This is a genomic window from Streptococcus sp. 22.1 (assembly GCF_016648645.1).
Classification (GTDB): Bacteria; Bacillota; Bacilli; order Lactobacillales; family Streptococcaceae; genus Streptococcus.
This window is the reverse complement of the sequence record NZ_JACLQK010000026.1, coordinates 1-22,067: the sequence shown is the minus strand read 5'-3', so window position 1 is coordinate 22,067 and position 22,067 is coordinate 1. Positions and strand designations below refer to the sequence as shown.

Here is a 22,067-nt window from a genome sequence, read left to right as displayed (position 1 = left end):
AAGACTCTGCTAGAAACAGTGAACTAGTCTATTTTAGTTACCTAATATTTTATTGAAAGAAATCTGAGTTTGTTTTTTATGGCAGAGGACGAGAGGGAGAATGCTATGCATGTAATTGCAGTAGATGCTATGGGTGGCGATAATGCGCCACAAGCAATTGTAGAGGGAGTCAACCAAGCTATAGCAGATTTCAAAGATATTGAAATCCAGCTTTATGGTGATGAAGCTAAAATCAAGACTTATTTGACAGCGAATGAACGTGTGAGCATTGTGCATACTGATGAAAAGATAAATTCGGATGATGAGCCAGCTAAAGCTATTCGCAAGAAGAAAAAAGCTTCAATGGTCTTAGGTGCACAGGCTGTTAAGGAGAAAAAAGCAGGTGCCGTGATTTCTGCGGGAAATACAGGTGCCCTTCTGGCTGCAGGTCTCTTCGTGGTCGGACGTATTAAGGGAGTTGAGCGTCCAGGTCTTATGTCAACAATGCCAAGTTTTACTGGTCAACCCTTTGATATGCTTGATTTGGGTGCTAATGCGGAAAATACAGCTAGTCATTTGCATCAATATGCTATTTTAGGATCTTTCTATGCCAAAAATGTGCGTGGAATTGGCAACCCTCGTGTAGGTCTCCTTAATAATGGGACTGAGGAAACAAAGGGGGATAGTCTTCGTAAGGAGGCTTTTGAGCTCTTATCTAAGGAGCCAAGTATTAACTTTGTTGGTAATGTTGAGGCGCGTGAAATCATGTCAGGAGCTGCTGACGTGGTAGTTGCTGATGGTTTCACAGGAAATGCAGTTCTCAAGGCAATCGAGGGAACGGGACTTGGTGCCATGAAGACTCTTAAGTCAGCTATCATGAATGGTGGTCTTAAAGCTAAGTTAGGTGCCTTCCTATTGAAAGACAGCCTAAAAGGGATGAAAGAGACTATGGATTACTCTAGCGCTGGAGGTGCAGTTCTCTTTGGTCTTAAAGCTCCTGTAGTAAAATGTCATGGATCTAGTGATGCTAAGGCGGTTTACTACACCATTAAGCAGGTTCGTACGATGCTTGATACTAAGGTTGTTGAGCAGCTGGTTGAAGCCTTTAGTCCGAAAGAGGAGGCTAACTGATGAGTAGAGTAGAAATTCTTCAGAAAATGCAGCTCGTAATTCAAGAGCAGATGGGGAAAGAGGACATTGTTTTAACCGAAGCTACCAAATTAGATGACTTGGGTGTGGATTCAATAGAGCTTATGGAATTCATTATTAATTTGGAGGATGAGTTCGACCTTGAGATTTCCGATGATACTATTGACCATATGGTTAAGGTAGCTGATTTGTTGGACTATTTGTCTGAGGAATTGAATAAAGAATAAGAAAGCTAGACGTAATAATATAATAGTTGTGTACTATACGATTGTTATTTTGTTGGAGTGAGGCAAGAAACTAAATGTTATATGGATTTAGTTCTGTCACACTCCTTTTTTCTATACATTATTTATTAAGAAACTCTAAAAAAGAACTAAAACACGAACGTTATTTTTTTACCCAAGTAATAAAGTTTGCTATATGTTGGTTTTTGGATTCTGGTGTGGTATAATTAAGACGAATAAACTTGAAAGGCGAACAATTCCATGTCAAACCAACTGATTTATACTGGGAAAGCTAAAGATATTTATAGTACAGAAGACGAAAATGTGATTAAGTCGGTCTATAAGGACCAGGCAACCATGCTTAATGGTGCTCGTAAGGAGACTATTAAGGGAAAAGGTGTGCTAAATAATCAGATTTCGTCTCTTATTTTTGAAAAATTGAATGCTGCGGGTGTAGCTACTCACTTTATCGAACGTATTTCTGATACCGAACAACTTAACAAGAAAGTTACTATCATTCCTTTGGAGGTTGTTCTTCGTAATGTGACTGCGGGTTCTTTCTCTAAACGTTTTGGCGTTGAAGAAGGTTTGGACTTGAAAACTCCAATCGTTGAATTTTACTACAAGAACGATGATTTGGATGACCCATTCATCAATGATGAGCATGTGAAGTTCTTGGATATTGCCAATGATGAACAAATTGCTTATATCAAGGAAGAAACGCGTCGTATCAATGAATTACTAAAAGATTGGTTTGCACAAATTGGTCTTCGCTTGATTGACTTCAAATTGGAATTTGGTTTTGATAAGGATGGCAAGATTATCTTGGCAGATGAATTCTCACCAGATAACTGCCGCCTTTGGGATGCTGAAGGGCACCATATGGACAAGGATGTCTTCCGTCGTGATCTTGGTAGCTTGACAGATGTTTATGAAGTTGTATTGGAAAAATTGCAAGGATTGAAGTAGCCTTTTACAAATAGAATACTTGGTCTTCACTACAATCTTTAAGTAGAAATAGATAAAGGAAATAAAATGGATAAACGTATTTTCGTTGAGAAAAAAGCTGATTTTCGTGTGAAATCTCAGTCTTTAGTAAAAGAATTAAAGCATAATCTTCAGTTGAAAACTTTGAATGATCTTCGTATTGTTCAGGTTTACGATGTCTTTAATTTGGCAGAGGACTTGTTTGCGCGTGCGGAAAAACACATCTTCTCTGAGCAAGTGACTGATACTGTTTTGGACGAGGCTGTGGTTAAAGCTGATCTTGAGAAGTATGCTTTCTTTGCTATTGAAAGTTTGCCTGGTCAATTTGACCAACGTGCGGCATCTTCACAAGAAGCTTTGCTTTTGCTTGGTAGTTCAAATGATGTAACAGTGAACACAGCGCAACTTTACTTGGTTAACAAGGATATTGATGCAAATGAGTTGGAAGCTGTCAAAAACTACCTTTTGAACCCAGTGGATTCTCGTTTCAAAGATATCACTGTTGGCATTGCGAAACAGGATTTCTCTGAGTCTGACAAGACCATTCCAAACTTGGATTTCTTTGAAAGCTATACGGCAGAAGATTTTGCCAAGTATAAGGTTGAGCAAGGCTTGGCAATGGAAGTGGATGACCTTCTCTTCATTCAAGATTACTTCAAGTCTATTGGACGTGTACCAACTGAGACTGAGTTGAAGGTTTTGGATACTTACTGGTCTGACCACTGCCGTCACACAACTTTCGAGACTGAGTTGAAAAACATCGACTTCTCAGCTTCTAAATTTGAAAAACAATTGCAAGCGACTTATGACAAATATATTGCCATGCGTGATGAGTTGGGACGTACAGAAAAACCTCAAACCTTGATGGATATGGCGACTATTTTTGGTCGCTATGAGCGTGCTAATGGTCGTTTGGATGACATGGAAGTGTCTGATGAAATCAATGCTTGCTCAGTTGAAATTGAAGTGGATGTCAATGGTGTGAAAGAACCATGGCTTCTCATGTTCAAGAACGAAACTCACAACCACCCAACTGAGATTGAACCATTTGGTGGAGCGGCTACTTGTATCGGTGGTGCCATTCGTGACCCATTGTCAGGTCGTTCATACGTTTACCAAGCCATGCGTATCTCAGGTGCTGGTGATATTACAACACCAATTGCTGAAACTCGTGCTGGTAAATTGCCACAACAAGTGATTTCTAAAACAGCGGCTCACGGTTATTCTTCATACGGTAACCAAATTGGTCTTGCAACAACTTACGTTCGTGAATACTTCCACCCAGGTTTCGTTGCTAAGCGTATGGAGCTAGGTGCAGTTGTCGGTGCGGCTCCTAAGGAAAATGTTGTCCGTGAGAAACCTGAAGCAGGTGATGTGATTATCTTGCTCGGTGGTAAGACTGGACGTGACGGTGTCGGTGGTGCGACAGGTTCTTCTAAAGTTCAAACGGTTGAATCTGTTGAAACAGCTGGTGCTGAGGTTCAAAAAGGGAATGCTATCGAAGAACGTAAGATTCAACGTCTTTTCCGTAATGGGGATGTGACACGTCTTATCAAGAAATCAAATGACTTTGGTGCTGGTGGTGTCTGTGTGGCTATCGGTGAATTGGCAGATGGTCTTGAAATTGATCTAGACAAAGTGCCATTGAAATACCAAGGTTTGAATGGTACAGAAATTGCCATCTCTGAATCTCAAGAACGTATGGCCGTAGTGGTTCGTCCAGAAGATGTAGATGCCTTCGTTGCTGAATGTAACAAAGAAAATATTGATGCTGTTGTCGTTGCGACAGTAACTGAAAAACCAAATCTTGTCATGCACTGGAATGGTGAAACAATCGTTGATTTGGAACGTCGTTTCCTTGATACAAACGGTGTACGTGTGGTTGTAGATGCTAAGGTGGTTGACAAGGATGTCAAGCTTCCAGAAGAACGTCAAACATCTGCTGAAACCCTTGAAGCTGATACTCTTGAAGTCTTGGCTGACCTTAACCATGCAAGTCAAAAAGGTTTACAAACCATCTTTGATAGCTCAGTTGGTCGTTCAACAGTTAATCACCCACTTGGTGGTCGCTACCAAATCACACCAACTGAAGCTTCTGTACAGAAATTGCCAGTCCAACATGGAGTGACAACAACTGCTTCTGTTATGGCGCAAGGGTTCAACCCTTATGTAGCAGAATGGTCTCCATATCATGGCGCTGCTTATGCAGTAATCGAGGCAACAGCTCGTTTGGTTGCTGCTGGTGCAAACTGGTCTAAGGCTCGTTTCTCTTATCAAGAATATTTCGAGCGTATGGATAAACAAGCAGAGCGTTTTGGTCAACCAGTATCAGCTCTCCTTGGGTCCATCGAAGCTCAGATTCAACTTGGTTTGCCATCTATCGGTGGTAAAGACTCTATGTCTGGTACCTTTGAAGAATTGACAGTACCACCAACCTTGGTTGCTTTTGGGGTAACAACTGCAGATAGCCGTAAGGTTCTTTCCCCAGAATTCAAAGCTGCTGGTGAAAATATTTACTACATTCCTGGTCAAGCTTTGGCACAAGAAATTGACTTCGATCTTATCAAGTCTAACTTTGCTAAGTTTGAAGCCATCCAAGCTGACTATAAAGTCACATCTGCATCAACTGTCAAATATGGTGGTGTGGTTGAAGCTCTTGCCCTTGCAATATTTGGTAACCATATTGGTGCCACTGTAACCCTTGAAAATATTGAGACTGCCTTGACAGCTCAATTGGGTGGATTCGTCTTCACATCTCCGGAAGAGATTTCAGGTGTTGCCAAGATTGGACAAACAGCAGCTGACTTTACACTTACTGTCAATGGTGTAACGCTTGATGGACACAAACTTGACAGTGCCTTCCAAGGTAAATTGGAAGAGGTTTACCCAACGGAATTTGCACAAGCAACTGAGTTGGAAGAAGTACCTGCTGTAGCATCTGATGCTGTGATCAAAGCTAAAGAAACAGTTGAGACACCAGTAGTTTACATCCCAGTATTCCCAGGTACTAACTCTGAGTACGATTCAGCTAAGGCCTTTGAAAAAGAAGGTGCAAAAGTCAACTTAGTACCATTTGTAACACTTAATGAAGAAGCTATTGTCAAGTCTGTTGACACCATGGTTGACAATATCGAAAAAGCTAACATTATCTTCTTTGCAGGTGGCTTCTCAGCAGCGGATGAACCAGATGGATCAGCTAAATTTATCGTTAACATCTTGCTTAATGAAAAAGTACGTGCAGCCATTGATAGCTTCATCGAACGTGGTGGTTTGATTATTGGTATCTGTAACGGATTCCAAGCCCTTGTTAAATCAGGTCTTCTTCCATACGGTAACTTTGAAGATGCAAGCAGCACTAGTCCAACCCTCTTCTACAATGATGCCAACCAACACGTGGCTAAGATGGTTGAAACACGTATTGCCAACACTAACTCACCATGGCTTGCCGGAGTGGAAGTTGGTGACATCCATGCCATCCCAGTATCACACGGTGAAGGTAAATTTGTCGTGACAGCTGAGGAATTTGCAGAGCTTCGTGACAATGGTCAAATCTTTACCCAATATGTTGACTTTGAAGGTAAACCAAGCATGGATTCTAAATACAATCCTAACGGATCTGTGAATGCTATCGAAGGTATCACAAGTAAGAACGGTCAAATTATTGGTAAGATGGGTCACTCAGAACGTTTCGAAGACGGTCTCTTCCAAAATATTCCAGGAAATAAAGACCAACACCTCTTTGCGTCAGCGGTTAAATACTTTACTGGAAAATAATAGAGTGCCAAGTGCACTCAGTAATGATATTTTTCAATGTAGCAGTAGTTCTAAAGAGCTTGAAAACTTGAGTTCACATTAGTGAAATGAGAGGCTAGGAACAGTTTTTCGTTTGCATAACATTAGGAAAATATCAAAAATAAAAGGTATAAAAAATGACATACGAAGTTAAATCTCTTAATGAAGAATGTGGTGTTTTTGGTATCTGGGGTCACCCGGATGCTGCCAAATTAACTTATTTCGGACTTCACAGTCTCCAACACCGTGGTCAAGAGGGAGCAGGAATTCTCTCAAATGATGCGGGTCAATTGAAGCGTCATCGTGATATGGGGCTTCTCTCAGAAGTTTTCCGTGATCCAGCCAACTTGGATAAGCTAACTGGAACGGCTGCTATCGGTCATGTTCGTTATGCGACTGCTGGTGAAGCTTCTGTAGACAATATTCAACCATTCATGTTTAAGTTTCACGATGGACAGCTTGGTCTTGCTCATAATGGGAATTTGACTAATGCAGAGTCACTAAGACATGAGTTGGAGAAAAATGGAGCTATCTTAAACTCAACTTCTGACTCAGAAATCTTAGCTCACTTGATTCGCCGTAGCCACAACCCATCATTCATGGGTAAAGTAAAAGAAGCTCTGAGCACTGTTAAAGGTGGATTTGCTTATCTTCTTATGATTGAGGACAAGCTTATTGCAGCTTTGGATCCAAATGGCTTCCGTCCCCTTTCTCTTGGTAAGATGAGCAATGGTGCTATCGTGGTTTCATCTGAAACATGTGCCTTTGAGGGTGTTGGTGCAGAATGGATTCGGGATGTAAATCCAGGTGAGGTTGTTATCATCGATGATAATGGCATCACTTACGATACCTATACAACGGATACGCAATTGGCTGTTTGTTCGATGGAGTATATCTACTTTGCCCGTCCTGATTCAAATATCCAAGGGGTCAATGTCCATACAGCTCGTAAACGTATGGGTGCTCAATTGGCACGTGAGTTCAAACATGAAGCAGATATTGTCGTTGGTGTGCCTAATTCATCACTTAGCGCAGCCATGGGATTTGCGGAAGAATCAGGCTTGCCAAATGAAATGGGCTTGATTAAAAACCAATACACCCAACGTACCTTTATCCAACCAACACAAGAATTGCGTGAGCAAGGGGTTCGTATGAAGCTCTCTGCCGTATCAGGTGTTGTTAAAGGAAAACGTGTGGTTATGATTGACGACTCTATTGTACGTGGGACAACATCACGTCGTATCGTTAATTTGCTAAAAGAAGCAGGAGCAACAGAGGTCCACGTAGCAATCGGTAGCCCAGCCCTTGCCTACCCATGTTTCTACGGTATCGATATTCAAACACGTAAGGAATTGATTGCGGCCAATCATACAGTTGAGGAAACACGCGAAATCATTGGAGCGGATAGCTTGACTTACTTGTCTATTGATGGCTTGATTGAATCTATTGGAATTGACACAGATGCACCAAACGGTGGCCTTTGTGTGGCTTACTTTGATGGTAAATATCCAACACCATTGTATGACTACGAAGAACGCTATTTGGAAAGTTTGAAAGAACACACTTCTTTCTATTAAGAGCAGTGCAGAAGAAAAAAGAGGAAAAAATTATGTCTAAAAATGCTTACGCTCCACGTCTCACTACTGACTAAAAGCTAAAGCATTTGTCAGTAGACACTTTGCCCTATGGGGTCAAAGCTAGAGACCTGACTAGTATTTTTAGATAAAAAGATGGTTCATCTAAAAATACGTCGCACTCTTTCTCGAAAAAAGAAAAGGAATAAATAAAATGACAAATAAAAATGCTTACGCTCAATCGGGTGTGGATGTTGAAGCAGGTTATGAAGTTGTTGAACGTATCAAAAAACACGTTGCCCGTACAGAGCGTGCAGGTGTCATGGGAGCTCTCGGTGGCTTCGGTGGTATGTTCGACCTTTCAAAAACAGGTGTCAAAGAGCCTGTTTTGATCTCAGGTACAGATGGTGTCGGTACTAAACTCATGCTTGCTATTAAGTACGACAAACACGATACTATCGGTCAAGACTGTGTTGCTATGTGTGTTAACGATATCATCGCCGCAGGTGCTGAGCCCCTTTACTTCCTTGACTACGTAGCAACTGGTAAAAATGAACCAGCTAAATTGGAGCAGGTCGTTGCTGGTGTTGCTGAAGGTTGTGTGCAAGCTGGTGCAGCCCTTATTGGTGGTGAAACTGCTGAAATGCCTGGTATGTATGGTGAAGACGACTATGATTTGGCAGGTTTCGCGGTAGGTATCGCAGAAAAATCTCAAATCATCGACGGCTCAAAAGTAGCTGAAGGTGACGTGCTTCTTGGACTTGCTTCAAGTGGTATCCACTCAAATGGTTACTCACTCGTGCGTCGTGTCTTTGCTGATTACACAGGTGAAGAAGTTCTTCCAGAACTTGAAGGCAAAAAACTTAAAGACGTTCTTCTTGAACCAACTCGTATCTACGTCAAAGCAGCTTTGCCACTCATCAAAGAAGAATTGGTTAACGGTATTGCCCACATCACAGGTGGTGGTTTCATCGAAAATGTGCCACGTATGTTCTCAGATGACTTGGCTGCTGAAATTGATGAAAGCAAAGTGCCAGTTCTTCCAATTTTCAAAGCCCTTGAAAAATATGGTGAAATCAAACATGAAGAAATGTTTGAAATCTTCAACATGGGTATTGGTCTCATGCTTGCGGTTAAACCAGAAAATGTTGAACGTGTCAAAGAACTTCTTGACGAACCTGTTTATGAAATCGGTCATATTGTGAAGAAAGATGGCGCAAGTGTGGTGATTAAATAATGGCTAAAAGGATTGCTGTATTTGCCTCTGGCAACGGCTCAAACTTCCAGGTGATTGCGGAACAATTTCCAGTAGAATTTGTCTTTTCAGATCACCGGGATGCCTATGTCTTAGAACGTGCTAAGAACCTTGGTGTGGCTAGCCATGCCTTTGAACTCAAGGAATTTGACAATAAAGCAGCTTATGAAGAAGCTATCGTCAAACTCTTGGATGAACACCAGATAGATTTGGTTTGCTTGGCCGGTTATATGAAAATCGTCGGTCCAACCTTACTGGCAGCTTATGAGGGCCGTATCATCAATATTCACCCGGCATATCTCCCTGAATTCCCAGGAGCTCATGGTATTGAGGATGCTTGGAATGCAGGTATTGACCAGTCTGGTGTGACTATTCACTGGGTGGATTCTGGCGTTGATACCGGTAAGGTCATCAAACAAGTCCGTGTGCCACGCCTTGAAGGTGATACCCTTGATACTTTCGAAACTCGCATCCACGAAACAGAGTACAAGCTCTATCCAGAAGTCTTGGATAGTTTGGGAGTTGTGAGGAAATTATGAAGAAATCACAAGCAAAAGGATATTTATTAGAAATTGTATTGGCTAAGTTATTAAAAGTTAACGGATATGATTTGGTAACAAGCTCTGATAATGAAATTAGGATCTTGGAAAGGAATGGCTTAAATGTCAAGGGAAGAGGTGGTTATCATCAATTTGACTCTTTAGGAACGTTCCGTATCACGCCACCATTTGTATATCCTATACGTTTATTTTTAGAGGCTAAATTTTATACAAATAAGGTTGGCATAGATAGAATTAGAATGGGAATAGGTATTCTACAAGATGTAAATACTAATTATTTTACAGTTAAAATGACAAATGAAGAATTAAACTTACCTAAATATAATTATAACTATGCTATTTTTTCTACATCAGGATTTACAGGTGATGCTCAAAGATTGGCTCTTGCTCATAAGATTAGGTTAATAGACCTATCGTCTGGTTATTATAGCTGGATTAGATTTTTTATAAATCAAATTGTAGATAGATTGTTTACTTATCATAGTAACAACGGTGATGATATTAGTAGTGATATTTTTAATGATTTTAAAGAAGAGTTTTCTAGTTGGATTAATAATTTAAGAGGTAATCAACTTGATAGATGGTTTGATTTCGGTATTCAACAAGCAGTTGTGTATGAATTTGTAAACCAAATGCAAAATGTTAGAAGTATTTATATAGCGAGTACAAAGAGTTCACAAATCATAGCACTTATACCTGATAATGATGATGAGTTTCGTAATTCGCTACTTAGAAACCCACATCAAGAAGTAACTATCACATGGAACGAAAATGAGAATGATGTATGGATAGTTAGACCAACTAGAAATTATGATCAATATAGACTTACATTTCAATTACCAGCTATTATTCGAGATTATATTTTTAATAATTCAGTAAATCAATATGAGAGTGCCTATGACGAAAAAAGAAGAAGTTTTGGGATGCTATCATTTATTGCTTATCTTGAGGATGAGAATCCTACTTTGTGCACACTAAAATTTAATGAAGAAGAAACTAGAATATTGGTAGATCGCTATAATCAACAGTTTAGATTGGAGAATCAACATGACTAAACGCGCACTAATTAGTGTCTCAGATAAAGCGGGCATTGTTGAATTTGCCCAAGAACTCAAAAAACTTGGTTGGGATATCATCTCAACTGGTGGTACTAAAGTTGCCCTTGACAATGCTGGGGTAGACACTATCGCTATCGACGATGTGACTGGTTTCCCAGAAATGATGGACGGTCGTGTAAAGACTCTCCACCCAAATATCCACGGTGGTCTCCTCGCTCGTCGTGACCTCGATAGCCACCTTCAAGCGGCTAAAGACAATAATATTGAACTTATCGACCTTGTTGTGGTAAACCTTTACCCATTCAAGGAAACGATTCTTAAACCAGACGTAACTTACGCTGATGCGGTTGAAAACATCGATATCGGTGGGCCATCTATGCTTCGTTCAGCAGCTAAAAACCACGCTAGCGTAACAGTTATGGTAGATCCTGCTGACTATGCTGTTGTGCTTGACGAATTGTCAGCGAACGGCGAAACAAGCTACGAAACTCGCCAACGTTTGGCAGCAAAAGTATACCGTCACACAGCTTCATACGACGCTTTGATTGCAGAATACTTCACAGCTCAAGTGGGTGAAACAAAACCTGAAAAACTCACTTTGACCTATGACCTCAAGCAACCTATGCGTTACGGTGAAAACCCTCAACAAGACGCAGACTTCTACCAAAAAGGTTTGCCAACGGCTTACTCAATTGCTTCAGCTAAACAGCTTAACGGTAAAGAATTGTCCTTCAACAATATCCGTGACGCTGATGCCGCTATCCGTATCATCCGTGATTTCAAAGACCGTCCAACAGTTGTGGCTCTCAAACACATGAACCCATGTGGTATCGGTCAAGCTGACGACATCGAAACAGCTTGGGACTACGCTTATGAAGCTGACCCAGTATCAATCTTTGGTGGAATCGTAGTCCTCAACCGTGAAGTGGACGCTGCGACAGCTAAGAAAATGCACAGTGTCTTCCTTGAAATCATCATTGCACCAAGCTACACAGACGAAGCTCTTGAAATCTTGACAACTAAGAAGAAAAACTTGCGTATCCTTGAGTTGCCATTTGACGCCCAAGACGCTAGCGAAGTGGAAGCAGAATACACTGGTGTTGTTGGTGGTCTCCTCGTTCAAAACCAAGACGTTGTTAAAGAAAGTCCAGCTGACTGGCAAGTGGTTACTAAACGCAAACCAACTGAGACAGAAGCGACAGCTCTTGAGTTTGCTTGGAAAGCTATCAAGTACGTCAAATCAAACGGTATCATCGTGACCAACGACCACATGACACTTGGTGTTGGCCCAGGTCAAACCAACCGTGTAGCTTCAGTTCGTATCGCTATTGAGCAGGCTAAAGACCGTCTTGATGGTGCTGTTCTTGCTTCAGATGCCTTCTTCCCATTTGCGGATAACGTAGAAGAAATCGCCAAAGCAGGTATTAAAGCAATCATCCAACCAGGTGGATCAGTCCGTGACCAAGAGTCAATTGAAGCGGCTGATAAACATGGTTTGACAATGATCTTTACAGGCGTTCGTCACTTCCGTCATTAAGAAATTTTTCCTTAATATAATATTTTATAGTTGATGTTTTACGAATAATTAAGTATAATATGGATATATTATGGTAATTAATTTAAGAAACTGGTGTGGTAATTTTAGTGTCAGTAATCGATAAGTCGATGAAGTTATGTCACTAGGCACACCAGTTTTTTATTATGGGTTAGGAGCTATTATGAAATTAGATGAGGTAAGAATAAAAGATTTTAATTTTGGAGATGTTGATGGAAGTGATGAATCATTAGAGCCAAAATTTCAAGATCTATTTTATGATGAAGACTCATTTTATGAAACAGAGCTAAGTAAAAAAAAGAAATTTATTATTTATGGTAGAAAAGGTACTGGTAAGACTTTACTAGCTTCTTACATAAATGAAAAAATGAAACATAATGCTAGTCAGTCTAGTAAAATAGTTTCCTATGATGAATATATTTATGAGAAACTAAAAGAGTTCAAGTATGATTCTGTCAAGAAGGAAGAACAATCATTATTTTGGAGATACGTTTTTTTACAACAGTTTGTTGACCTGATAGAAAAAGACTATGATTGTGCTTACTTTTGGCAATTTTATAGAAAGCGGAAACTAAAGAAATTTATTGAATCAGTAACACGACAATTTTTAGAAGTTCAACAATTTGTAAACGAAGAATCAACGGAAATTAAAAATAACGGGAAAATAAATTCAACATTATCTGATTTAGGCGTAGAATTACAAGTAAACTCTAGTACTGGTAATACACAAAAAACTACTAGTATTGAATCTCCCTATTTTAAAAAATATAAGGAAATTGAAACAGAAGTTTTAAATTATTTAAAATCGTCTCGTAAAGTATATTTCATTTTTTTTGATGATATGGATAGGTTGGAAGAAACCATGAATTTAGACGAATTTATAAATTTAATGATTTCTATGATTTATGGAGCTCAATCACTCAACAGAAAAATTGAAGGAAATTCAAAGATTGTGTTGCTTTTAAGAAGTGATATTCTTAAGCTCTTATTTGGGAAATCAGGCGATGTCAATAAGCCGATAACATCTGGAGGAATAGAGTTGATTTGGTATGAATCTAATGCTGCTGCCTCTGATAGCCCTCTAATTAAGATGGTTTTGTATAAAATGAGTAAAAGTATTGATGATAATCTTCCTTTGAGTGAAATACGAAGGAATTTCTTTCCTACAAAAGATACAATATTTAAATATATGATGTCTAGAAGTTTTGGTAGACCTAGGGATATAGTATCATTCTTTAACATATACAAGAAAAAATTTCCTGAGGATCAAAAAATTGTCCTTAAGAATATGCAACGAGTTGAAAAAGAATATTCAGAGTGGTTTTACAAGGAAATATCTAATGAATTGAAGATAACAGGTAAATTTGATGAAGTTGATAAGCTATTAAAATCAATTTCTGAACTTGGTAAATATGAGTTTACCTATCATAAGTTATTCGATTTTATGCAAAAACGTCAAGGTAATACTGACGAATTATTGGAATTGTTAACTTTACTTGTACAATTAGGAGTATTGGGTATTAGGTTGAATACAGGAAATATTGAATTTAGATATCGAGATTATAATATTGACAAGCCGGTAAATATCCATACAAAATTTGTTGTCCACTATGGATTGAGAAAGTTACTGTCTATTAGTTTTAATGACGATAATGAGAAAAATATTACCTATGAGTAAATTTAATAGGCTATTTAAAGTAAAATGTTGAAGAAATCATCGTGACCAAGAGTCAATTGAGGCGGCTGATAAACATGGTTTGACAATGATCTTTACAGGAGTTCGTCATTTCCGTCATTAAGAATTTACAAAGCATCCAAGAAATTGGATGTTTTTTAAATCCCTTAAGTTTCCTTTAAGTTACCCAAGCTATACTAATACCATCCTAAAAAACTTTTCTTTTTCATAAATCTCCTAAGAGCTCAGCACCCGCTGGGCTTTTTTATTTCAGAGTATCAAAAAAACAATCGTTCTCACGATTGTTCAATAGATTTAAACCTTTTCAAGGACAGACTGAGTTACCCAAGTCTTGCGATTTCCGATTTGGACGAGGATGCCATCGCTAGGTGGGTCAATGGCTAGCACTTTGAAGTTACCTGGAATAGTAAAGGTCTCACCAGGGGTGAGGTACTGGTCTGAAGTTGGGTTGCCTTGTCCATCAACTTCAAGAACGGGTCCAGGATCAACGACATTGTGTTTAGTTGGTGTGCCTCCAGCTAAATCTTGGCTGGTAATGGTATTTCCTGACACAGACGTGACACGGAAAGTTCCTGAGAAGCGGACTGTATCACCAACTTTGATAGAAGAGTTAGTAGAATTTCCATTTTGAGCTCCTGGTTCGAGGTCCTTAAAATGGATATAGCCAGATACTTGACTCTTATGGAAGCTACGTTTGTGATATTTCTCAGGCCCTTGCCCCGCATCGTAGTTGTACTCCTCAATGGTCACCTGATCACCATGAACTTCCGCAACCCAAGCAACATGCCCCATGTGACCAGCCCCGTTGACACCAGCTGAGAACCAGGCAATGCTCCCTACGGCAGGATTCATGTCAACACGGTGACCATTGGCACGTGCAATACTGCCCCAAGTGATGGCATTTCCATAACCTACAGGCAGAGTGAAACCGTTGGTGTTACTGAGACGATAGGCTGCGAAGGACGTACATTGACGCCAGTACATGGTCCAAGGATCCACGCCAAGGCCACCATATTTCCAAGAGGAAGGGTAGTCATCCCCGAGGACAGCCGCCTGTGCAGAGCTGCCACACGAAACCGAAACAGTCGCTAGACAAGCTAGCGGTAAGAGACAATTTAGTAATTTTTTCTTCATTTTAACCTCCACCTACCTATTCGCAGTTTTTCAGGAAAATGAAGATATTTTTGCGTTTAAGCCTCCCTTAAGCTGCTCAGGATATACTATCATCAATCCTAAATAACTTTTTTCATTTTCATAATCTCCCAAGAGGCGGTCCAAGTGGCTGCCTTTTTTGTGTCCAAATTTGGATACACCCCCATATCTCCGAACAAATATGTTATAATGGTTATGTATAATTCGTGAAAATTGCTAATTTTTCCGAATGATTGTCGTTAACGGGCATTTGCCCCTAGTCTTATTTGATATTGAGGTATCTTTCAAATGAAACTTTTGGTTGTTGGTTCTGGTGGTCGTGAACATGCGATTGCCAAGAAATTATTGGAGTCTAAGGACGTTGAGCAAGTTTTTGTGGCTCCTGGTAATGACGGGATGACATTGGACGGTCTTGATTTGATCAATATCGGAATTTCCGAACATTCTAAGCTGATTGACTTCGCAAAAGCGAACGATATTGCTTGGACCTTTATCGGTCCAGATGATGCCCTTGCAGCTGGTATCGTGGATGATTTCAATGCGGCTGGTCTCAAGGCTTTTGGTCCGACCAAGGCTGCGGCTGAGCTTGAGTGGTCTAAGGATTTTGCTAAGGAAATCATGGTCAAATATGACGTTCCGACAGCAGCCTATGGCACATTTTCAGATTTCGAGGAAGCTAAGGCTTATATCGAGGAAAAAGGCGCTCCAATCGTCGTCAAGGCAGACGGCTTGGCTCTTGGGAAAGGTGTCGTCGTTGCTGAAACGGTTGAGCAAGCCGTCGAAGCTGCTCACGAGATGCTTTTGGATAATAAATTCGGTGATTCAGGTGCGCGTGTGGTCATCGAGGAATTCCTTGACGGGGAAGAGTTTTCTCTCTTTGCCTTTGTCAATGGGGACAAGTTCTACATCATGCCAACAGCTCAGGACCACAAACGTGCCTACGATGGGGACAAGGGTCCTAACACTGGTGGGATGGGTGCCTATGCGCCAGTTCCTCACTTGCCACAGAGCGTGGTTGACACAGCAGTTGACACCATTGTCAAACCAGTTCTTGAAGGCATGATCAAAGAAGGGCGTCCCTACCTTGGTGTCCTTTACGTTGGTCTTATCTTGACAGCTGATGGACCGAAAGTCATCGAGTTCAACTCACGCTTTGGAGACCCTGAAACGCAAATCATCTTGCCTCGTTTGACATCTGACTTTGCACAAAACATCACTGACATTTTGGATGGCAAAGAGCCAGCCATCACTTGGACGGACAAGGGTGTGACACTGGGCGTGGTTGTAGCATCAAACGGTTACCCACTGGCTTATGAGAAGGGTGTTAAACTTCCAGTCAAGACAGACGGTGACATCTTCACTTACTATGCTGGTGCTAAATTCGCTGAAAATGGGCAAGATCTCCTCTCAAACGGCGGACGCGTCTACATGCTGGTCACAACAGCAGACACCGTCAAAGACGGCCAAAATATCATCTACAACGAACTCAACAAACAAAACACAGAAGGCCTGTTCTATCGAAATGACATCGGTAGCAAGGCTAACAAATAAAACTCTTTGAAAATCTTCGATTGACTGTGTTAAAGCTCCTTGATGAACTTTAGTTCTATCTTCGTCGCTTTGCCTTGTCACTCTATGATTTTCTTTGAGTTTTCGAATATCAATGCTATTTTAGGCGACGAAGTCGCCAATCCGATAATGGTCGCCGTGGTGAAAAGACCAGAACAGTTACTGTTCTGGTCGGGGGAAACTTTGAGACTCTAGGCTCAAAGTTTAGGAATGAAACCGAAGGTTTGCTTCCGTCCCCACCACCTAAGGCCATTATCAAAAAAGAAAAGGATATTAACTATGAAACCAGTAATTTCCATTATCATGGGCTCAAAATCCGACTGGGCAACCATGCAAAAAGCCGCTGAAGTCCTCGACAACTTCGGTGTCGCTTACGAAAAGAAAGTTGTTTCCGCACACCGTACACCGGACCTCATGTTCAAACATGCCGAAGAAGCACGTAGCCGTGGCATCAAGGTCATCATCGCGGGTGCAGGTGGTGCTGCTCACTTGCCAGGGATGGTTGCTGCTAAAACAACTCTTCCAGTCATCGGGGTACCTGTCAAGTCTCGTGCCCTTAGCGGTGTGGATTCGCTCTATTCTATCGTTCAGATGCCAGGTGGTGTACCTGTCGCAACCATGGCTATCGGTGAAGCTGGTGCGACTAATGCGGCCCTCTTTGCCCTTCGTCTCCTCTCAGTAGAAGACAAGGCCATTGCGGATGCGCTTGCTAATTTTGCTGAAGAACAAGGAAAAATCGCAGAGGAGTCTACAAATGAGCTCAACTAAAACCATTGGTATCATCGGTGGTGGCCAGCTCGGTCAGATGATGGCTATTTCAGCTATCTATATGGGTCACAAGGTTATCACCCTTGATCCTGCAGCAGATTGTCCATCTTCTCGTGTGTCTGAGGTTATCGTGGCACCCTACGATGACGTAGATGCCCTTCGTCAGTTGGCAGACCGCTGTGATGTTCTCACTTATGAATTTGAAAATGTCGACGCTGACGGCCTTGACGCTGTTATCAAAGATGGTCAACTTCCACAAGGAACAGACCTGCTTCGCATTTCACAAAACCGTATTTTTGAGAAGGACTTTCTCTCAAACAAGGCTAAAGTAACCGTTGCTCCTTACAAGGTCGTGACATCTAGCCTTGATTTGGAAGATATTGACCTTTCTAAAAAATACGTCCTCAAGACTGCGACAGGTGGTTACGATGGCCACGGTCAAAAAGTCATCACGTCAGCTGACGATTTGGAAGAGGCAAATGCCCTTGCTAACTCAGCAGAGTGTGTCTTGGAAGAGTTCGTCAACTTCGACCTTGAAATTTCAGTCATCGTGTCTGGTAACGGCAAGGATGTGACAGTTTTCCCAGTTCAGGAAAATATCCACCGCAACAACATCCTCTCTAAAACCATCGTGCCTGCTCGTATTTCTGATAGTCTAGCTGAGAAAGCTAAAGCTATGGCTGTGAAGATTGCTGAGCAGCTTAATCTCTCTGGTACTCTCTGTGTGGAAATGTTTGCGACAGCTGATGACATCATCGTCAACGAAATCGCGCCACGTCCACACAATTCAGGGCACTACTCAATCGAAGCTTGCGACTTTTCACAGTTTGACACGCATATCTTGGGCGTTCTCGGAGCGCCACTTCCAGCAATCCATCTCCATGCGCCAGCTGTCATGCTCAATGTCCTCGGCCAACACGTCGAAGCAGCTGAGCGTTGTGTCACAGAAAATCCAAGCGCCCACCTCCACATGTATGGTAAACTAGAAGCGAAGCACAACCGCAAAATGGGTCATGTGACTTTGTTTAGTGATGAGCCAGACAATGTGGTTGAGTTTGGGAAAGGAATTGATTTTTAGGTGAAAATAGCAATCCTAGGACTCGGAGTCATTGGAACGACTTATGCCTATGCTTTTCAAAAAGCAGGTCATCAAGTAGAACATGTCCTTAGAGACAGTAAGCGGAACAATGCTCCCAAATCCCTATCGGTTGATTTGCTAGATGGTCGCTATCATTCCAAAGGTGAGAACAAGCATGATACCTATGAGGTTCATATGGCAGAAGCTGATTCGGAATATGATTTTATTTTTCTCAGTGTGCGTCATGGTTATGTCAAAGAAGCCGTGGAAACCTTGCGAAAAAATAATATCAAAGGCACCCTCGTTTTCTTCTGCAATTTCTGGAATACACGAAAAGATGTCCAAGAGTGGGCAGGAGATTACGACTATATTCTATCCTTTCCGACAGCGGGTGGTCACATGCAGGAAGACCATTTGGATGGTGTCTTGTTTGACCATTTAATGCTAGAAGCTGAGCAAAAAGCACACATTTCTAACTATTCTGATTTGACGACTTTGCTGACTTCTGCAGATTTGAAGTGGGAAGTTCCTCATGATATGGTCGAGTGGATTTGGATTCACATGGCGATTAATGCGGGTGTTACTTCGACAGCTGCTCGTTCAGGAAATCTGGAAAATCCAGAAGAATTGGCTCTGAACTTGATGAATAGTTCTTCGGAATTGTCATTGGCTATCAAGGCCATTCGAGAGGCTTTGAAGGTCGTAGAAGCGCGTGGCGTGAATTTGAAGCTTTACAAAGCCGAACTCTTGCCCTACAAAATTCCCGCTTGGATTGCAGGAAAAGCCATGAAAATCATGTTTGCGAAAAATGAGCTGACACGAAAAATCATGACCTTACACAATGATAAACAGGACATCTTCTATTGTTGTCAAAGTGTCTATCAGACTGGTCAGGAGTTAGGTATTGAGATGCCCATTCTGGAAGCAAATATGAAGGGAATTTCGATTTAGGAGATTTTATGATTTAACTCATCGTCAACGCATTTGTTGAAAAAGATAAGACTGGAGCAGTCGTCGAAGTCTTGTATGCTAGTAGCAATCACGAAAAAGTGAGAGCTAAGTATGAAGAGTTGGTTGCTCAATATCCTGAAAACTATTTAGCTATCTATGATTTGCCGATGGATACTGATTTGAATAAACTAGATCACTATCCATCAGTGTGGATTGGGAAAGAGGAATTTGAATAAAGCGACAGTTGGTTGCTAACTGATGTAAAACATCAAAAGAATATTGCATATAAAACTAAAAAAGAAGCGGACATAGGATTCCATTAATTTGAGCTCAAACGTCCAATCTTTGATAGAATAAATAAAAAAAGAAAGGAACAAGGGCACTCGTATTCACTAAAACTGAATACGGGCTACGGACTTGGTCAAAAAGATAGTTTTTCCTAGAAGCTGACGCTTCTTCGTCTAAACTCCTATTTTGACTGTGTCCGCTTAACGCCCTTAATATCTTAATTATGATCGAACGTTACTCTCGCCCAGAAATGGCGAACATTTGGACTGAAGAAAATAAATACCGTGCTTGGCTTGAGGTGGAAATCTTGGCTGACGAAGCATGGGCTGAGTTGGGGGAAATCCCTAAGGAAGATGTGGCTTTGATTCGTGAAAAAGCGGACTTTGACATCGACCGTATTTTGGAAATCGAGCAGCAAACTCGTCACGATGTGGTTGCCTTCACACGTGCGGTTTCTGAAACGCTTGGTGAAGAACGTAAGTGGGTTCACTATGGGTTGACTTCTACTGACGTGGTAGACACTGCCTACGGTTATCTCTACAAACAAGCCAACGACATCATCCGCAAGGACCTTGAAAACTTCCTTAACATCATCGCTGACAAAGCGAAAGAACACAAGTTTACTATCATGATGGGTCGTACCCACGGTGTGCACGCTGAGCCTACCACTTTTGGTCTTAAATTGGCAACTTGGTACAGCGAAATGAAACGTAACATCGATCGTTTCGAGCATGCGGCAGCTGGTGTGGAAGCTGGTAAAATTTCTGGTGCAGTTGGTAACTTTGCCAACATCCCACCATTCGTTGAAAAATACGTCTGCGACAAACTTGGTATCCGTGCTCAAGAAATTTCTACACAGGTACTTCCTCGTGACCTTCACGCTGAGTACTTTGCAGTTCTTGCTAGCATTGCAACTTCTATCGAGCGTATGGCGACTGAGATCCGTGGTCTTCAAAAATCAGAACAACGTGAAGTGGAAGAGTTCTTTGCCAAAGGACAAAAAGGGTCTTCAGCAATGCCTCACAAACGTAACCCTATCGGTTCTGAAAATATGACAGGTCTTGCACGTGTCATCCGTGGTCACATGGTGACAGCTTATGAAAACGTAGCCCTTTGGCACGAACGTGATATCTCTCACTCATCAGCTGAGCGCATCATCACACCAGACACGACTATCTTGATTGACTACATGCTCAACCGTTTTGGAAACATCGTTAAGAACTTGACAGTCTTCCCAGAAAACATGAAACGCAACATGAACTCTACGTTTGGTTTGATCTTCAGCCAACGTGCGATGCTTACTTTGATTGAAAAAGGCATGACGCGTGAGCAAGCTTACGACCTTGTTCAACCAAAGACTGCCCAATCATGGGATAACCAAGTAGACTTTAAACCACTTCTTGAATCAGATCCAGAAGTAACATCACGCCTCACTCAAGAAGAAATCGACGAAATCTTCAACCCAGTTTACTACACTAAACGTGTTGATGAAATCTTCGAACGCATCGGTTTGGGTGACTAATCTAAACAAAATAACATAAAGCAGGTTTGCCCTGCTTTTTTTGATGGTGACATTTATGTCACTAGTTTTGTTTCCTTTTCAGCCTTATAATAGGGTCATGGCAAGAAAACTATCAGAAAGGAGAAGTTAGTAATCTTAAAAGGACGACTTAACTATTTACCGGAACTTAGCCTCTTAATAGTAAGCATTGCTTATAATATCATCCGCATCATGAATGATCTAGGAAGTATTAAAGCTCCCTCTTGGTTTTTAGATATGGATATTCCTAGTGAGTTCTTACTATTATTTATTTTGCTTATCATTTTAAAAAGTGACAAAAGATAATAATCTCTTAAGTTACTTTTAAGTTTATTAAGATATATTATAACCATCCTGGTAAGGCATCTAGCTTTTGTGAGCTAGAGGTAACATAATTTTTTCATAACAAATCTCCCCGAAGAAAGTCTAGAAATCTGGGCTTTTTTCTTCTTTTTGAGGTTTTATTAGGATATTTTAAGAAAACACTTGAAAACCCTTCCAAAACAAGGTAATATAGTTATATAAAGATTCTATTGGACAAGCGGTCACCTTTGAGGATTAGGAAGAAGAGGTTGGGAAGCCTGTACAATCGTATCTTTTCAGTGGTCTTTGGACTGCTGTGAAAATCCCTTAGGGGATTTTTTTCTGCGATTTAAGGTTTCTTTAAGGAAGGCGGGTTATACTTTAAGTCTCCTAAATAACTTTTACTGAACGCAGTTCAGTAAGTCTCGTTGGCTTACACTTTTTGTAGAACAACGAACTTTTCTTTTTCATAATCTCCAAAAGAGCTCAACACCATGTGTTGGGTTCTTTTTTTGTCTTACGAAAACCACTAGCTGTGCTAGTGGTTCCGAAAAGCTTTTAGCGATGTATCAAAAAAAGTCCCCCTAAA

17 protein-coding genes and 1 pseudogene are annotated in these 22,067 nt (G+C 41.0%); 17 read left to right on the top strand and 1 reads right to left on the bottom strand.

Translation table 11 applies throughout. The features are described from left to right. Positions 1 to 105 precede the first annotated feature (105 nt). From plsX to H7U04_RS11585, 11 genes and pseudogenes are all read left to right on the top strand, one after another. The gene (plsX, locus tag H7U04_RS10390; RefSeq protein WP_110980756.1) at positions 106 to 1,110 is read left to right on the top strand and encodes a phosphate acyltransferase PlsX; all 1,005 of its coding nucleotides are present in this window, start codon (positions 106 to 108) and stop codon (positions 1,108 to 1,110) included. After that, positions 1,110 to 1,355, top strand: coding sequence for a phosphopantetheine-binding protein (locus H7U04_RS10385; RefSeq protein ID WP_004181960.1), 246 nt, complete (start codon positions 1,110 to 1,112; stop codon positions 1,353 to 1,355). Before plsX ends, H7U04_RS10385 begins: the two co-directional genes overlap by 1 nt. 258 nt (positions 1,356 to 1,613) lie before the next feature. Beyond that, a complete protein-coding gene (gene purC / locus H7U04_RS10380) occupies positions 1,614 to 2,321 on the top strand; it encodes a phosphoribosylaminoimidazolesuccinocarboxamide synthase (RefSeq protein ID WP_002886293.1) in 708 nt (235 codons plus the stop codon). Between the two features lie 66 nt (positions 2,322 to 2,387). After that, positions 2,388 to 6,113, top strand: coding sequence for a phosphoribosylformylglycinamidine synthase (locus H7U04_RS10375; RefSeq protein WP_110980757.1), 3,726 nt, complete (start codon positions 2,388 to 2,390; stop codon positions 6,111 to 6,113). A gap of 155 nt (positions 6,114 to 6,268) precedes the next feature. Beyond that, positions 6,269 to 7,708: an amidophosphoribosyltransferase gene (gene purF, locus H7U04_RS10370; protein WP_110980758.1), complete on the top strand. Its 1,440-nt coding sequence runs from the start codon at positions 6,269 to 6,271 to the stop codon at positions 7,706 to 7,708. Positions 7,709 to 7,919: 211 nt separating this feature from the next. Continuing rightward, complete coding sequence (purM, locus tag H7U04_RS10365) at positions 7,920 to 8,942, top strand: phosphoribosylformylglycinamidine cyclo-ligase (protein WP_110980759.1); 1,023 nt, start codon at positions 7,920 to 7,922, stop codon at positions 8,940 to 8,942. Then, on the top strand, positions 8,942 to 9,499 hold the full coding sequence (purN, locus tag H7U04_RS10360; protein ID WP_110980760.1) for a phosphoribosylglycinamide formyltransferase: 558 nt from the start codon (positions 8,942 to 8,944) through the stop codon (positions 9,497 to 9,499). Before purM ends, purN begins: the two co-directional genes overlap by 1 nt. Further along, a complete protein-coding gene (locus tag H7U04_RS10355) occupies positions 9,496 to 10,575 on the top strand; it encodes a hypothetical protein (protein WP_110980761.1) in 1,080 nt (359 codons plus the stop codon). The genes purN and H7U04_RS10355 overlap by 4 nt, the downstream gene beginning before the upstream one ends. Further along, entirely contained in the window at positions 10,568 to 12,115 is a 1,548-nt protein-coding gene (gene purH / locus H7U04_RS10350; protein WP_110980762.1) for a bifunctional phosphoribosylaminoimidazolecarboxamide formyltransferase/IMP cyclohydrolase, read from the top strand. The genes H7U04_RS10355 and purH overlap by 8 nt, the downstream gene beginning before the upstream one ends. Positions 12,116 to 12,296: 181 nt before the next feature. After that, positions 12,297 to 13,811 carry a P-loop ATPase, Sll1717 family gene (locus tag H7U04_RS10345; RefSeq protein ID WP_110980763.1) on the top strand — a complete coding sequence of 505 codons (1,515 nt, stop codon included), beginning with the start codon at positions 12,297 to 12,299 and terminating at the stop codon, positions 13,809 to 13,811. Positions 13,812 to 13,851: 40 nt separating this feature from the next. Next, positions 13,852 to 13,932: pseudogene (locus H7U04_RS11585) on the top strand (IMP cyclohydrolase); the annotation flags it as partial. Between the two features lie 191 nt (positions 13,933 to 14,123). Here the strand turns inward: H7U04_RS11585 and H7U04_RS10340 are convergent. After that, positions 14,124 to 14,963 (bottom strand): CHAP domain-containing protein, encoded by an 840-nt coding sequence (locus H7U04_RS10340; RefSeq protein WP_110980764.1) that lies wholly within the window; start codon positions 14,961 to 14,963, stop codon positions 14,124 to 14,126. A gap of 306 nt (positions 14,964 to 15,269) precedes the next feature. Here H7U04_RS10340 and purD point away from each other — a divergent pair, with 306 nt between their 5' ends. From purD to purB, 6 genes are all read left to right on the top strand, one after another. Beyond that, entirely contained in the window at positions 15,270 to 16,532 is a 1,263-nt protein-coding gene (purD, locus tag H7U04_RS10335; protein ID WP_110980765.1) for a phosphoribosylamine--glycine ligase, read from the top strand. Positions 16,533 to 16,829: 297 nt separating this feature from the next. Continuing rightward, the gene (gene purE / locus H7U04_RS10330; protein WP_014633767.1) at positions 16,830 to 17,318 is read left to right on the top strand and encodes a 5-(carboxyamino)imidazole ribonucleotide mutase; all 489 of its coding nucleotides are present in this window, start codon (positions 16,830 to 16,832) and stop codon (positions 17,316 to 17,318) included. Beyond that, a complete protein-coding gene (purK, locus tag H7U04_RS10325) occupies positions 17,305 to 18,396 on the top strand; it encodes a 5-(carboxyamino)imidazole ribonucleotide synthase (protein WP_110980766.1) in 1,092 nt (363 codons plus the stop codon). The genes purE and purK overlap by 14 nt, the downstream gene beginning before the upstream one ends. After that, positions 18,397 to 19,347: a ketopantoate reductase family protein gene (locus tag H7U04_RS10320; RefSeq protein ID WP_110980767.1), complete on the top strand. Its 951-nt coding sequence runs from the start codon at positions 18,397 to 18,399 to the stop codon at positions 19,345 to 19,347. Positions 19,348 to 19,367: 20 nt separating this feature from the next. After that, positions 19,368 to 19,583 carry a phosphoribosylaminoimidazole carboxylase gene (locus H7U04_RS10315; protein ID WP_257056789.1) on the top strand — a complete coding sequence of 72 codons (216 nt, stop codon included), beginning with the start codon at positions 19,368 to 19,370 and terminating at the stop codon, positions 19,581 to 19,583. Positions 19,584 to 19,858: 275 nt separating this feature from the next. Continuing rightward, positions 19,859 to 21,157 carry an adenylosuccinate lyase gene (gene purB / locus H7U04_RS10310; RefSeq protein ID WP_201059739.1) on the top strand — a complete coding sequence of 433 codons (1,299 nt, stop codon included), beginning with the start codon at positions 19,859 to 19,861 and terminating at the stop codon, positions 21,155 to 21,157. Positions 21,158 to 22,067 lie beyond the last annotated feature (910 nt).

Bases quoted from the DNA above. Each gene is read 5' to 3' on its own strand.
- plsX (WP_110980756.1), top strand. From the start codon at position 106: ATGCATGTAATTGCAGTAGATGCTATGGGTGGCGATAATGCGCCACAA.
- H7U04_RS10385 (WP_004181960.1), top strand. From the start codon at position 1,110: ATGAGTAGAGTAGAAATTCTTCAGAAAATGCAGCTCGTAATTCAAGAG.
- purC (WP_002886293.1), top strand. From the start codon at position 1,614: ATGTCAAACCAACTGATTTATACTGGGAAAGCTAAAGATATTTATAGT.
- H7U04_RS10375 (WP_110980757.1), top strand. From the start codon at position 2,388: ATGGATAAACGTATTTTCGTTGAGAAAAAAGCTGATTTTCGTGTGAAA.
- purF (WP_110980758.1), top strand. From the start codon at position 6,269: ATGACATACGAAGTTAAATCTCTTAATGAAGAATGTGGTGTTTTTGGT.
- purM (WP_110980759.1), top strand. From the start codon at position 7,920: ATGACAAATAAAAATGCTTACGCTCAATCGGGTGTGGATGTTGAAGCA.
- purN (WP_110980760.1), top strand. From the start codon at position 8,942: ATGGCTAAAAGGATTGCTGTATTTGCCTCTGGCAACGGCTCAAACTTC.
- H7U04_RS10355 (WP_110980761.1), top strand. From the start codon at position 9,496: ATGAAGAAATCACAAGCAAAAGGATATTTATTAGAAATTGTATTGGCT.
- purH (WP_110980762.1), top strand. From the start codon at position 10,568: ATGACTAAACGCGCACTAATTAGTGTCTCAGATAAAGCGGGCATTGTT.
- H7U04_RS10345 (WP_110980763.1), top strand. From the start codon at position 12,297: ATGAAATTAGATGAGGTAAGAATAAAAGATTTTAATTTTGGAGATGTT.
- H7U04_RS10340 (WP_110980764.1), bottom strand. From the start codon at position 14,963: ATGAAGAAAAAATTACTAAATTGTCTCTTACCGCTAGCTTGTCTAGCG.
- purD (WP_110980765.1), top strand. From the start codon at position 15,270: ATGAAACTTTTGGTTGTTGGTTCTGGTGGTCGTGAACATGCGATTGCC.
- purE (WP_014633767.1), top strand. From the start codon at position 16,830: ATGAAACCAGTAATTTCCATTATCATGGGCTCAAAATCCGACTGGGCA.
- purK (WP_110980766.1), top strand. From the start codon at position 17,305: ATGAGCTCAACTAAAACCATTGGTATCATCGGTGGTGGCCAGCTCGGT.
- purB (WP_201059739.1), top strand. From the start codon at position 19,859: ATGATCGAACGTTACTCTCGCCCAGAAATGGCGAACATTTGGACTGAA.